Raw genomic sequence first — 14,013 nt, 5'->3', positions numbered from 1 at the left:
TGAATACCGGGGGAAATTGGTAATTTTGCACTGTAGACTGTTTCACACAATTTAACATATGAGAAAATCCATCAAGATATTATGGGTCGTATTCGGCGCCGGCGTGGCTTTTTTCCTGCTGCTGTTACTGCTCATCAATCTCCGCCTGATAGGGCATATGCCCAGCCTGGAGGAGTTGGAAAACCCCAGAACGGCGCTGGCTTCCGAAGTGATTGCGGAAGATGGCACCATTATGGGCAAGTTCCTGTCTGTAGACCGCTCCAATGTTGATTACAAGGATATTTCGCAGAACGTGATCAACGCCCTGCTGGCCACGGAAGACCGTAATTTTTACGACCACTCCGGCATAGACCCGAAGGGCACGGCAGCCATTCCCTTTTACCTGCTGGTAGGTAAAAAGCGCGGCTCCAGCACCATCACTCAACAGCTGGCCCTCAACCTGCAGGCAGACGTGGAGGGTAAATCACGCTCCCGCAACCTGCTCATCCGCTCTTTCCAGAAGCTGACGGAATGGGTGATTGCCATCAAGCTGGAAAGGAATTTTACCAAGAAGGAAATCATTACGCTGTACCTCAACACCGTTACTTTCGGTGACAATGTGTACGGTATAGAGAACGGCGCCCGTACATTTTTCAGCAAAGACCCTGGCCGCCTTTCCGTAGAAGAGGCCGCCCTGCTGGTAGGCCTGCTGAAAGGCTCCACCATGTACAACCCGCGCCGCAATCCTAAAATGGCGCTTGACAGGCGTAATACGGTGATAGAGAACATGGTGGAAACCGGCTACATTACCAAAGCCGAAGGAGACGCCGCCAAAAGCCGCCCCATTGTACTGCGCTACAACAAGATAGACCACAACAGCGGCCTGGCTCCTTACTTCCGTGAAGTGCTGAGGGGCGAAATGAAGAACTGGTGCAAGGAACACAAAAAAGCGGACGGCACGGAATACAACCTGTACCGCGACGGGCTGAAGATATACACCACCATCAATCCCCGCATGCAGCTGTATGCGGAAGAAGCGGTGGCCAAACACCTGAAAGACCTGCAGAAATCTTTCTTCCAGCAGGCCAATATCAAAAGCGGCAATGTGTGGACAAAAAGGGAAGACGCCAAAAAAGACCTGGTGCGCTTCATGAAAGAATCTGACCGCTACAAACAAATGCTGGAAGATGAGGTGCCGGAAGAAGAGATCGTAAAAGCCTTCAAAACACCTACCAAAATGAAGGTGTTTGCATGGCGCAGCTTCACGGACGCGTCTCAGAACGAAATTGATACCGTGATGACGCCGCTTGACTCCATCAAATATTCCCGCGCCATACTGCAGACCGGTTTTATGGCCATGGACCCTGAAAGCGGTGAAGTGAAAGCATGGGTGGGCGGCCCCGATTTCCGGTATTTCAAGAACGATCACGTGTTCAAGTCTCGCCGGCAGGTAGGTTCTACCTTCAAGCCCTTCCTGTACTGCTTTGCGCTGATGAACGGGTTCAGCCCCAATACCATGCTGCCCAATGAACCGGTTACCATCGGCAACTGGACCATCAGCCGCAACTCCGAAGGCAGCGTGGGCGGCTCCATCACCATGGCAGGCGCGCTGGCCAAATCACTGAACCTGGTGAGCGTATACCTCATCAAACAATTCGGCGCGCAGGCCTTTGCCAACTTCGCCAATTCAAAAATAGGCTTCGAGTCTAACAAGATAGATCCCTACCCTTCTATTTCCCTGGGTGTTTCCGAACTGTCTCTCTTTGATATGATGCGCGCCTACACCATGTTCCCGGCGCGCGGGGTGATCACCAAACCGGTGTACATTACCCGCATTGAAGACCGCAACGGCAACATCCTCGAAACGAACGTACCTGAAAAACGCGAAGTGATCAGCGAAACTGACGCCTACACCATGGTAAAAATGATGGAAGGCGTTACCACCACCGGCGGTACCGGCGCACGCCTGCGCTTCCGCTACAACCTGCCGGGTGAAATAGCCGGTAAAACCGGTACCACCAACGATAATACGGACGGCTGGTTCATTGGCTATACACCGCAATTGCTGGCCGGCGCGTGGGTGGGTTGCGACAATAACTACCTCCGCTTCAACAGCACGGCCCTGGGCCAGGGCGCCAACACCGGCCTGCCCATCTGGGCGCTGTTCATGCAGAAAGTGTATGCAGATAAAACCCTGGGCATAGACCCCAAATCCACCTTCCCGGTACCGGCCAATATGCGCAACGATCTCTACTTCAACTATGAGAACAACGTGCAGCCGGGCGCGGAAGCTGAAGATGTGGGCAATGGCGCCGCCAGTGACTATGAGACCATAGACCTGAGAGATTACGGCGAGCCGGTAGAAACGGTAGCCCCCCCTGCAAAGGAAACGCCGAAGGAAAAGGACAAAAAAGACGCTCCGAAAGACAAAAAGAAAGATGAGGCCACGCCTCCCGGCGCTACACCCAAGGCCGTGATGCCGCCGAAACCGAAGAGTAATAACCAGTAAAGACATAAACAAAGGGCTGACCAAAAATGATGGTCAGCCCTTTTCAATTAATTGTCACCGGTTTATTTAGCCGCCTGCGCTTCTCCCACATATTCCAGTTTGTCCACTTTCATGGCATTATTGATCAGCTGGATGCCGATCTTGAGAATACCGGCTTCCGCCGCCGCATCCACTTTGTGCGCATCATCTGTAGGTTTGTGGTAGTCATCATGCCCGCCGGTATGGAAAAAGAGCACCGGTACGCCGGCCACATAAAAGCTGTGATGGTCTGAACCGCCCTTGCCCGCTGCATCCGTAAAGAATTTAATGCTGTCTGCCTGTACGCCTTTGAATATCTCCGGCCATTCCACAGCGGAGCCATAACCGCCAATGCCCACGCCGCGGGACGGGTTGTAGCGGCCTATCATGTCCATATTGAGCATGAAGTGGATATTGTCAAGCGAGTCTACCGGGTGTTGCGTATAATATTTGGAGCCCTGCAGGCCCAGCTCTTCACCGCCGAAGGCAATGAACATAAAGTTGAAAGGTTCTTTCTCCCCGTTTTGCGTGTAATACCTGGCCAGCTCCAACAGTCCTGCCACGCCGGAAGCATTGTCGTCTGCGCCGTTATGGACCTGCCCGATGGGGTAACGCCCGTCAAACAGCGCGGCGGTGCCCAGGTGGTCATAATGCGCGCCGATGACGATAGTGTAGGCGGCGCTGTTATCCAGGTAGCCGATCACGTTGCGGCTGGGGATGTTTACATGTTTGCCGCGGGTGAAGGTGAAAGGCTGGTAATACTGCCCGTTGTTGCCCGGTTCCAGGCCCAGCTTCCTGAATTGCCTGGCTACGTAGCTGCTGGCTTTGAGGCCGCCTTTTTCATTGGTGCCGCGGCCCTTCAGCTTTCCGGAGGCCAGGTAATGTACCATTTTTGTAATCCTGTCAGGCGAAGGAGCGTATTCCTGCGCCATGCTGCATAAGCCTGTCAGCAATAATCCTGTTACTAGAATAGATCGCATGTTCACTGTTTAAAGAACGAAGGCCCCGTTTTCGGAGCCTTCGGTATGATGGTTATTTCTTTTTCGTTTTCTGCATTTCCTGCTGGCGCTTCTGCATTTCTTCCAGCCTTTCCGCCCACTTGCTTTTGCCTGCGGGCTTCAGCTTGTTGGCCTGGATTTTTGCGTGGATCTTGTCGTGGTCAATAATGAAAGTTTGTATCACCCACTGCAGCAAGATGCTGATCACGTTACTGAGGAAGTAGTAGTAGGTCAGCGCCGCGGCCATGCTGTTGAAAATGCCCAGCAGCATTACCGGGAACACGTACGGCATGTATTTCATTACCGGGTTGCTCTGGTCCGTCATGCCCCTGTTGTAGAACGCCAGGATGAGGCTGGAAATGGTCATCAGGATGGTGAACAGGCTGATGTGATCTCCGTAGAGCGGTATGGTGAAGCCGAAGTTATAGATGGAATCGTAGGTAGACAGGTCTTTGGCCCACAGGAAACTTTCCTGCCGCAGCTCAATGGAAGACGGGAAGAAAGAGTACATGGCCACCAGTATAGGCAGCTGCAGCAGGGCGGGTAAACAGCCTCCCAGCGGGTTTACGCCGGCGCTGCGGAAGAGCTTCATCTGCTCCATGCCAAACGCCTGCTGGTCATCTTTATGCTTGGCGCGCAGCTCGTCCAGCTCCGGTTTCAGCACTTTCATTTTTGCGGCAGACACATAGCTCTGGTACGTGAAAGGCGCAATAATGATACGGATGAAGATGGTCAGCAGCAGAATGATGAGGCCGTAATGAGTGGTGAGGCCGCCCAGGAAGTTGAACACGGGGATGATGATCCACTTGTTCACATACTTCACGAACGCAAAGATGCCGGTGCCCAGCGGAATGATCTTCTCCAGGTCAACGTCCATAGACTTCAGCGTTTTATAGTGGTTGGGGCCATAATAAATTTCCATGGGGAAGCTGAAGGTGGAGGCGCCGTTGTAAGGGATACCCAGGGTAGTCATTTCCTGGCCTACGATGTTGCCGCTTTCCGGTACTTTGCTATGGATCTCCGCGGAAGCGAAGTTGTCTTTTTTGGCCAGCAGCGTAATGTTGAAGAACTGTTGCTTGAAGCTCAGCCACTGCAGGGGGCCCAGCTTTTCTTCGGCGCGGTTCTGCAGGGTGAAATAATCATGCTCCTTGTCTGCCAGCCGCCAGTGTACCTGGTTGTTCAGCCGCTCCTGGTGCATGTCATGCTCCTGCCGGTCTGCCTGGCTGTTCCACTGGAAAGGGATGCTGCCTTTGGGCAGGTCTGCCTGCAGGCCCACGGCGTTGATGGTAAAATCTACCAGGTAGCTGTCTGGCTTCAGTGTGTACACATACTCGATGTACTGGTTGGCGCCGCTGTTCTTATTGAGCCGGAAAGCAATGCGCTGACCGCCGTCTGTTGTTTTTTCTACTGTAGCGGGGGAGAAATAAAGGTCTGCCGTATTCAGCTCCCCTGTGGAAGAGGGTATTTTCAGGCCCATCCGGTTAAAGGAGCCTTTCTGGAGGTAGAGGGGCTGGCCGTCTGAGGTTTTGAACTCTTTCAGCTTGTTGTTGCCTTCCTTTTCAGAGGTTTGCAGGGCTTTCAGCAGCACGGTTTTGGGAATGCCCCCTTTATTGGAAAAGGTGATCTTCACCAGTTCGTTTTCCAGCACGGTTTCCGTTTCGCCGGCCAGGGCATCCTGCCCGAAGGCGGCCGCAGGGCGGTTGGAGTCTCCCAGCGCCACCAGGGCCGTATCTACCCGTACCTGTTCTTCCTTGGGTTTATTCAGATTGGCAATAGAATCCTGACGAGCCTTTTCCAGTCTTGCCGTTTCCGTTGATTTCTGGTTCCAGAAAATATAACCGATCAGTAACGCTCCTAACAGAACAAAACCAATGACCGAATTTCTATCCATGTCGAAAATTAAAATTTAAGGAGCAAAGGTAATATATAAGGGACAATGATGTACGCTTTCCGGCAGATGATATTGTTAAAATCCATCTGCCGGTGCGCGTACATCATATAGTAAAAATATTAATCGTGTATAACTTTCTCTTCGGCCGCTTTAGCCTTGCCGTTTTTGTTTTCAGCGAAGCTTTTGGCGGCGTTGATGAAACTTACGAAGAGAGGGGCCGGGCTTTCCACGGTGCTTTTCAGCTCCGGGTGAAACTGGCCGCCTACAAAGAAGGGGTGGGATGGCAGTTCTATCATTTCCACCAGGCCTGTTTCCGGGTTTTTGCCGGAGGCTACGAGGCCTGCCTGTTCCATCTGGCTCAGGAAGTCATTGTTGAACTCGTAACGGTGGCGGTGGCGCTCGCTGATGGCCGTAGCCCCGCCGTAAATGGCGGAAGCCTGGGAGCCGGGCTTCAGATCACAGGCGTAAGCGCCCAGGCGCATGGTGCCGCCCATTTTGGTGATCTTTTTCTGTTCTTCCATGAGGTTGATCACGGGGTAAGGCGTTTCCGGGTTCATTTCCGTAGAGTGCGCCTCACGCAGGCCCAGCACATTGCGGGCATATTCCACTACCGCCATTTGCATGCCCAGGCAGATGCCGAAGAAAGGCAGGCTGTTTTCACGGGCGTACTGGATAGCGGTGATCTTGCCCTCTATGCCACGGTGGCCGAAACCGGGGGCTACCAGCAGCCCATCCAGGTTCTTCAGCTTCTCACATACATTTTCAGGCGTAATATGTTCGGAATGAATATTTTGGACAATCACCTTGCACTCGTTCACAGCACCGGCGTGTATGAAAGACTCCAGGATGGACTTGTAAGCGTCCTGCAGCTCTACGTACTTGCCAATGAGCCCGATGGTCACCTTGGACTTGGGGTATTTCAGCTTGTCCAGGAATTCCCGCCATTTTACCAGCTCCGGCTCTTTTTCTACCGGCAGGTTCATTTTTTTGAGGCAGATCACGTCCAGCTTTTCGCGCATCATTTCCAGCGGCACCTCATAGATGGTGCCTACGTCATTGGCTTCTATCACCGCGTCTACCTGCACGTTGCAGAACAGGGCTATTTTCTTCTTCAGCTCACGGTACATGGGCTCTTCCGTGCGGCATACAATGATGTCAGGATGTACCCCGTTTTCGCTCAGCAGCCTTACAGAGTGCTGTGTAGGCTTGGTTTTCAGCTCTTTAGCCGCCCGCAGGTAAGGAATGAGGGTGAGGTGCACCACCAGGCAATCTTCTTCGCCCAGCTCCCACTGCAGCTGGCGTACCGCCTCAATATAGGGGAGAGACTCAATGTCACCCACGGTACCGCCCAGCTCGGTAATTACAATATCGTACTTGCCGTCTTTGCCCAGCAGCAGTATGCGGCGTTTGATCTCGTCTGTGATATGGGGGATCACCTGTACCGTTTTACCCAGGTAAGCGCCTTCGCGCTCCTTGTTGATCACCGTCTGGTAAATACGGCCGGTGGTTACGTTGTTGGCCTGTGAGGTGGGCGTGTTGAGGAAACGCTCATAGTGCCCCAGGTCAAGGTCTGTTTCGGCGCCATCTTCGGTTACATAGCATTCCCCGTGCTCATAGGGGTTTAATGTACCGGGATCCACGTTGATATATGGATCAAATTTCTGAATTGTCACCTTAAAGCCACGTGCCTGCAATAGTTTAGCGAGGGACGCTGCGATAATTCCTTTACCCAATGAGGAAGTAACACCTCCCGTAACGAAGATATATTTTGCCATAAAAACTAAGTTCCCGAAATTTTACTTGACCTGTAGAGGAAGTGATGCCGGACTGTATTGGTGTATCCTGTCAAGTAATTTACTTCCGTAAGGTCATGCAAAGTTACACAAATTTGCTGCGCGCCCAAGTCTATTTTTGCATGCGCCGCTCCGGAGGCCCCTCAAACCCGCCACTACATTGCATTTCAAAAAATTTCCAAAGTGCGGCCGGTTGCACTTTTCCCCGGCGCCGGGGAATTCTGCCGCCATTCCCGTAAATTTGCGGGCTGACGAAATACACTCGCTATGACCTTAACGCCAAAAAAGGCACAGGAATCCCTGGTACAGATGACGGAGCTGGTACTGCCCAACGATACCAATACCTTCGGCAACCTCATGGGCGGCCGTTTGATGTACTGGATGGACATTGCCGCCGCCCTGGCCTGCATGAAACACTGCGCCGCCCCGGTGGTGACCGCCTCCGTAGACAATATTTCCTTTGAAACACCTATCAAGCTGGGGAACGTGGTGCATATTGAGGCCATTATCACCCGCGCCTTTACCACCTCTATGGAAGTGCACATGCGGGTTTGGGGAGAAGACCCGGTACTGCAGTACCGCTACAAGTCCAACGAGGCATTTATGACCTTTGTGGCGCTGGACCCTCACGGCAAATCACGCCCGGTGCCCCCTGTCATAGCAGAATCTGAAGAAGAAAAAAAATTATATGAAGGCGCCCTCCGCCGCCGGCAGCTGCGCCTGATACTGGGCGGGAAGATGAAGCCTGCGGACGCGGGAGAGCTGAAGGCCCTGTTTTACGAGCAGTAAACGGCCCCCTCCAAACAGCAACGAGGTTGTTCCTTACGGTACAACCTCGTTCTTTTTATAGTCCCATATCATTGTTTTATGGTTATTTCCGCTCCACCAGCACGCTCGTCAGCTCGTTCAGCTTTTTCACCTTGTCCGCAAAATCTCCTTTAAGCCGGTCACGGATGGCGTTGAGGTGTTGCAGCACGTTTTCCAGGGAGTCAGGAATGGCGTCTGCCAGCACTTCCCTGAGCCGTTTGGCGATGGTGGGAGATTTGCCGTTGGTGGAAATGGCTATTTTCAGGTTGCCTTTCTGCACCACGGAGCCCAGGTAAAAGTCGCAGAGCGCGGGCGTGTCTGCCACGTTGATGAGCACTTTGGAAGCCTTGGCCTTTTCCCAGATGCAGCTGTTCAGCTCCTTGTCTGCCGTAGCGGCTATTACCAGGTCTTTCCCGAAAATGTCCCCGCAGGAAAATTCCTTTTGCACCAGGGTTACATTGGGGTAGCCGGCGGTAATGGTCTCCATTTCCGGCAGAAACCAGGTGGCTACAACGGTAACACGGGCGGCAGGACAATTCTGTAAAATGGCGTTCACCTTTTCACAGCCTACGTTGCCCCCTCCTACTACCAGCACCTGCAGCTGCTCCAGCTTGAAGAAAACAGGAAATAAATGATTGGCTTCCATACAGCAGATTTTATTAAACGGCCAGTTTGTAATTCTCCGCTAATTTACTCTGTAATTCCTGGAATGCTTCATGAAAACGCACCACCTCGCCAATTACGATAATGGCGGGGTTGCGAAGGCCTTGTTCCGCGGCAAACACCGCCAGGTCTGCCGCCACGCCTACGCCTACTTTCTGGTCTGGCAGGGTACCGTTCTGGATAATAGCGGCCGGTACCTGGCCTTTGCCCATTTGGCTATAGATGGCGGCAATCTCCTCCAGCTTGCTCATGCCCATGAGTATCACTACGGTGGTATCTGCCTGTATGGCGTACTCCAGGTCACGGGAGAGCTTGCCGTTCTGCGTGGTGCCGGTGATCACCCAAAACCCTTCGCTTACGTTGCGGGCCGTAACGGGAATCTTATTTACCCCCGGTACGGAAATGGCGCTGCTCACCCCCGGCACAACTTCCGTTTCAATGCCGTACTGCTGCGCGGCCGCCAGCTCTTCCTGGCCGCGGCCAAACACAAAGGAGTCTCCTCCCTTGAGCCGTACCACGCTGCCGTAGGTAAGCGCGTATTTGACGATCATGCGGTTGATCTCCGCCTGTGTGTATACATGCATGCCCGCGCGTTTGCCTACAAACCTTTTCAGACAGTTCTGCGGTGCGTGGTCAAGCAGCTCATTGTTGCTCAGCGCATCGTACAGTATCACCCGGGCGTTCTGAATGGCCTTCAGCCCCTTCACGGTAATCAGGTCCGGATCTCCGGGCCCTGCCCCTACCAGCGTCACTTTCGGTTGTGTTGTTTGCATGATCGTACTTTTTTTAAGGTTGATTGGTTCAGGCGCTTACGTTGGCCGCCTGTTTTTCAGTGCGGTATTGCTGCGCGCTATCGTAAAATGCTTTGGCCTGCTGATAATACTGTTTGGCAAAGCTTTCTGTTGGCTCGTGCTGGTTGATCTGCAGCACCATGTTACGGAAAGAGCCGTCCAGCTTGAAGCGGCCGGTTTCTACAAAGTGTTTGTCGAAATCGTTCATGATGCCATGCTGCGTGTTGCAGTTCACGTTCTCGTCAAGCAGGATGGACTTGGCCGTTTGTATCATACAGGCGTAGGCGTGGTAAATACCGTCTGCCCAGGCGTTGTTGGCGAAAGACTGTGCGGCCCATTCCATTTTCTCTTCTGCTTCAAACAGCAGGGTGGCAATCAGGTCTATCATTACGCCGGCGCACTCTCCTACCCCAATGGCAGTAGCAAACGTATCTTCCTTGCCCCAGTCTATAAAATCATCGTCTTTTACAGCGGTGAGGTCTGCCAGCGGTTTCAGCAGCTCGTAGAAATATTTTTCACCGTTGCGGTCATAGTAATCGTGAAACAGCTCACCGTTTTTGGCATTGGTCTCATAGTCGTACAGCAGGGTGCGCAATACGTCAGGACCGCGGCGGCTGGGCACTTTCAGCACTTTGTCTGCCACGCGGCCATGCCCGTCTCCCAGGGTACCACCGCCCAGCAATACCTGCAGGGCAGGCAGCACCTTGCCGCCGGCTTTCAGGGAAGAACCGTGGAAGCCGATGTGGGCGAGGCCGTGCTGGCCGCAGGAGTTCATACAGCCGCTGATCTTTATCTTGATGTCGTTGTTGTAAATAAGGTCCGGGAACTCGTCGTGTATCACGTTTTCCAGTGCCGCGGCAATGCCTGTGCTGCTGGAAATGGCCAGGTTACAGGTATCTGTACCGGGGCAGGCCGTGATGTCTGCAATGCTGTCAAAACCTGCGGCGGAGAAACCCGCTTCTTCCAGCAGGCTGAACACGTACGGCAGGTACTCAGGACGAACAAAGCGCAGCAGCAGGCCCTGGTTGGCCGTTACACGTACATCATCTGCCACCACGGGGCGCAGTTTTTCTATCAGCGTACGGGAAGTAGAAGAGCTGATGTCTCCCAGCGGTACGCGGATGTACGCGCCGTAAAAACCTTTCTGTTTCTGTTCAAACGTATTGGTCTTTTTCCAGGCTTCGAACTGCTTTTCGTTTTTGATGGTAAAAGCAGGCAGCTCCACACCCGCTGCAGGCGCCGCTGTTTCAGGCCAGGCCGCATGGTCTACCGGGTAAGTTTTGCTCTTTACCGCTTTAAATTCTTCTTTTACCAGGCGTTCAAATTCTTCAAAACCTATTTTCTGGATGAGGAACTTCAGGCGGGCTTTGTGGCGGCTGCTTCTTTCGCCGTAGCGGTCAAACACGCGCAGTACGCTTTCAATGTAGGGGATGAGCTGCTCGGTTTCCAGGAACTCGAAGGCCGTTTTGGCCAGGTAAGGCTGCGCCCCCAGGCCGCCGCCCACCATTACCTTGAAGCCGCGCACTTCTTTGCCGTCTACAATGCGGACCTTGGGGATCACCCCTATATCGTGCATATAACCCATGGCCGTGTCTTTTTCACTGGAGGAAAAAGATATTTTGAACTTGCGGCCCATTTCCTGGCAAATGGGATTGCGGAGGAAATAGCGGAAAGCCGCATCAGCGTAAGGAGTAACATCAAACGGTTCTTCCGGGTCTATACCGGCGCGGTCTGAACCGGTGATGTTGCGGACGGTGTTGCCGCAGGCTTCCCGGATGGTGATATCATCCTGCTCCAGTTTATGCCACAGCTCCGGCGTTCTGTCCAGCGACACGAAGTGGATCTGGATGTCTTGCCGGGTAGTAAGGTGCAGGTTGCCGGTAGCATATTCGTCAGAAATATCGGAGATACGTTTCCACTGCTGCAAAGTCATTCTGCCATAGGGCAGTTTGATGCGGACCATCTGTACCCCTTGTTGGCGCTGGCCGTAAACACCGCGGGCCAGGCGGAGGCTGCGGAATTTCTCATCCGCTATTTTTCCCTCGCGAAACAGTCTGATCTTTTGTTCCAGTTCGATAATGTCTTTTTCTACGATGGGATTTTCCAGTTCGGTTCTGAAGCTTTGCATAATAATTTAGTTGCTCGTGATAAAATTGGTATTCATCGTGGTGCCAGTTCGTTTTCCCGGTATATAGCCCTGAAAAACAAGGCCCCCGTTGCATATCGGAGGCCTTCGTTGTATGATCTTGAAAACTTTATTTCACTCATATGTTGAAACCCTCCTAGTCTGTTGAGATTTCCCAACAGCACACGCACATATTCATCATCACCGGAATTTTATAACCCATAATCCTATAGATTTTGTAGAGTAATACAAAGGTATAGCCTGGGCCTGTAAACGCAAAACTTTTTTCGTAAAAAAAGAGGGGGGTAAATTAGAAAATATCTAATGGCCGGGGTGGAACGGGTAGAACAGCGCACTTGGATACTAGCTGACTGCCTCCCCGGAACCAGCCACCAGAAGCCGTTACAGCCGGAAGGTGAGAATAAGGGGGCATATGGGAGAACTGCAACGGGGTTATGGGCTATAACAAATAGTTATGAGGCAGTACCGCCCGGCCCGGCACTGCACTGCCGCTGAAGGGAGTGACACAACGGCGGCCGGGCCTGGCACCTCAGCTGGTTCTCTCTTCCTTTACAAAACACAGATTACCAGTTAATTATATCACATCCACCCCGCTGGCAGCTGCAATTCCCCTCATTTTGCCGTACCTTTGCGGCGCAAATACGAACGATATGATCAACACGGTGATTTTTGACATGGACGGCCTTCTGATTGATTCTGAACCGCTTTGGGGGCAGGCCATGCGGGAAGTGTTTTCAACGGTGGGGGTAACCCTTTCTCCTGAACTGACCAGCCGCACCACAGGGCTGCGTACAAAGGAAGTGGTCAGCTACTGGCATGATCATTTTCAATGGAACAACAAAAGCGCCGAAGAAGTAACCGTGGAGATCATTGACAACGTAACGCATAAAATACTGCGCGAAGGCCGCGCCATGGAAGGACTGGCCTACATCCTGGATTTTTTCCATAGCCGCAGCTTCAAGGTGGGGCTGGCCTCCTCCTCTCCCATGCGCCTGATACAATCCGTATTGGACCATCTGGCCATCCGCGACAGGTTCCACGCCGTTATTTCCGCAGAATTTGAGCCGCACGGCAAACCCCACCCCGCCGTGTACCTGTCTTGCGCCCAGGAGCTGAACAGCCACCCGCTGCACTGCCTGGCCTTTGAAGATTCTGTAACCGGCATGATAGCGGCCAAGGCCGCTCGCGTTAAAACGATAGTGGTGCCGGAGCCGCACAAACGCTCAGACCCGCGCTTCGGGCTGGCAGACCTTCAGCTGAACTCCCTGCTGGAGTTTGACGATGCCAGGCTGGAGGAGTTGTGCAGGTAGTATAGAGCGTTTTATTTTGCGGCAGCTTTCAATTCGGCCAATTCCTGTTTCATCTGTTTCATTTCCTTGTTCTGCTCAATGAGGTAGAGCGTCAACTCTTCAATTTTCTGAAGGAGTTTTGCATTGATCTCTCCAAGGTCTATGCCTTCTCTTTCCACTTCATGCACTGTGGGTATGCCAGGCAAATGCCTGTTCTTCTGCACGTACTGCTCCAGTTCGGGCAAAGGCCTCAGATCATAATCCGGCTCAAACACAAAATCAGCCCAGGGCGTTTCGGTCACTTTTACTTTTTTGGCAACTGCCGTACCATTAACCGCCAACCGGTAGCCAGCCGGCGCATCCATGCCAACGCCCATGTTCCCATTAAGCAGAGACATACCTTTAGACGGGTCTCCATTCTGGCAAACCAGCAGGCGGGCACCATATCCGTCTGACAGAATGTTCCAGGTTATACTCCCGTTCGTGAGACCAATGCCTTCGGCAAAGCTTCCGTCTTTTTGCATCAAATGCAGGCGGTAACCGGGGTTTATGCCCAGGCCGGTATAGCCGTTGCCATTGATGCGGAAATGCTCGCCGTTCACGTTTCTGAGTGACAGGAACTCCCAACTGGTGCTAACGCTATTGTCGATATACAGCCCTCTTTTCATATTAGCACCGTCGTCGAAATTGTTGTTCTCATAACTGCCTGGGCCCAGCATCACCAAAGCAGAGTTGGCCCTCATGTTGCCGTTGACATCGAGCCTGCCCACTGGAGTCGGATTGTTGATCCCCACTCGTGAAATATTCATGTGCGATTTGAACTTCTGCGCTACCACATGGAAGCCCCCGGCATCCCTGAAAGATTCCTGCAAATACGCGCTGTCTGGCGAGTACCGCTGCAGAAAAAAATAGTCTGCATCTCTTCCAATGTGAAGCGTTGCGGGAGCGGTATTGTCAAATATTTTTATGGAAGACACTGGTGTTTGGGCTAACAGTTTTTCGGCGTTCAGACCAAATAACAATACGGGTACAAATACAATAGATCTCATAGATAAGGGTTTTATACAGTCAAACTAATAAAAAAACGGCACAAATGCTCATTTGCGCCGTTTTCTCATATATACCGGTT

At 52.6% G+C, this 14,013-nt stretch carries 10 protein-coding genes; 3 read left to right on the top strand and 7 right to left on the bottom strand.

Translation table 11 applies throughout. From position 1 onward, the window contains the following. Positions 1–58 precede the first annotated feature (58 nt). Complete coding sequence (locus ABDW36_RS08760; RefSeq protein WP_343701508.1) at positions 59–2,488, top strand: transglycosylase domain-containing protein; 2,430 nt, start codon at positions 59–61, stop codon at positions 2,486–2,488. A gap of 62 nt (positions 2,489–2,550) precedes the next feature. On the opposite strand, the gene ABDW36_RS08755 is transcribed toward ABDW36_RS08760, so the two are convergent. The 3 genes from ABDW36_RS08755 to ABDW36_RS08745 form a co-directional block, all read right to left on the bottom strand. Further along, positions 2,551–3,486 (bottom strand): M20/M25/M40 family metallo-hydrolase, encoded by a 936-nt coding sequence (locus ABDW36_RS08755; protein ID WP_343701507.1) that lies wholly within the window; start codon positions 3,484–3,486, stop codon positions 2,551–2,553. Positions 3,487–3,538: 52 nt separating this feature from the next. Beyond that, positions 3,539–5,395, bottom strand: coding sequence for a membrane protein insertase YidC (gene yidC, locus ABDW36_RS08750; protein ID WP_343701506.1), 1,857 nt, complete (start codon positions 5,393–5,395; stop codon positions 3,539–3,541). Positions 5,396–5,514: 119 nt separating this feature from the next. Beyond that, on the bottom strand, positions 5,515–7,170 hold the full coding sequence (locus tag ABDW36_RS08745) for a CTP synthase (protein WP_343701505.1): 1,656 nt from the start codon (positions 7,168–7,170) through the stop codon (positions 5,515–5,517). A 285-nt stretch (positions 7,171–7,455) separates the two neighbouring features. Between ABDW36_RS08745 and ABDW36_RS08740 the strand changes: the two genes are divergently transcribed. After that, positions 7,456–7,977: an acyl-CoA thioesterase gene (locus tag ABDW36_RS08740; RefSeq protein ID WP_343701504.1), complete on the top strand. Its 522-nt coding sequence runs from the start codon at positions 7,456–7,458 to the stop codon at positions 7,975–7,977. Positions 7,978–8,059: 82 nt separating this feature from the next. Here ABDW36_RS08740 and ABDW36_RS08735 read toward each other — a convergent pair whose 3' ends face one another. From ABDW36_RS08735 to ABDW36_RS08725, 3 genes are read right to left on the bottom strand one after another with little or no spacing between them, the layout of a single operon-like run. Continuing rightward, positions 8,060–8,641: a bifunctional precorrin-2 dehydrogenase/sirohydrochlorin ferrochelatase gene (locus ABDW36_RS08735; RefSeq protein WP_343701503.1), complete on the bottom strand. Its 582-nt coding sequence runs from the start codon at positions 8,639–8,641 to the stop codon at positions 8,060–8,062. 13 nt (positions 8,642–8,654) lie between these two features. Continuing rightward, on the bottom strand, positions 8,655–9,431 hold the full coding sequence (gene cobA / locus ABDW36_RS08730; protein WP_343701502.1) for a uroporphyrinogen-III C-methyltransferase: 777 nt from the start codon (positions 9,429–9,431) through the stop codon (positions 8,655–8,657). Between the two features lie 28 nt (positions 9,432–9,459). After that, entirely contained in the window at positions 9,460–11,577 is a 2,118-nt protein-coding gene (locus ABDW36_RS08725; protein ID WP_343701501.1) for a nitrite reductase, read from the bottom strand. Positions 11,578–12,245: 668 nt separating this feature from the next. Between ABDW36_RS08725 and hxpB the strand changes: the two genes are divergently transcribed. Next, entirely contained in the window at positions 12,246–12,905 is a 660-nt protein-coding gene (gene hxpB, locus ABDW36_RS08720; RefSeq protein ID WP_343701500.1) for a hexitol phosphatase HxpB, read from the top strand. Positions 12,906–12,916: 11 nt separating this feature from the next. Here hxpB and ABDW36_RS08715 read toward each other — a convergent pair whose 3' ends face one another. Continuing rightward, positions 12,917–13,933: a hypothetical protein gene (locus ABDW36_RS08715; RefSeq protein ID WP_343701499.1), complete on the bottom strand. Its 1,017-nt coding sequence runs from the start codon at positions 13,931–13,933 to the stop codon at positions 12,917–12,919. Between the last annotated feature and the right edge of the window lie 80 nt (positions 13,934–14,013).

The organism is Chitinophaga sp., assembly GCF_039596455.1.
Taxonomy (GTDB): domain Bacteria; phylum Bacteroidota; class Bacteroidia; order Chitinophagales; family Chitinophagaceae; genus Chitinophaga.
The sequence above is the reverse complement of the archived record's forward strand: the minus strand, read 5'-3'. Positions and strand labels throughout refer to the sequence as shown.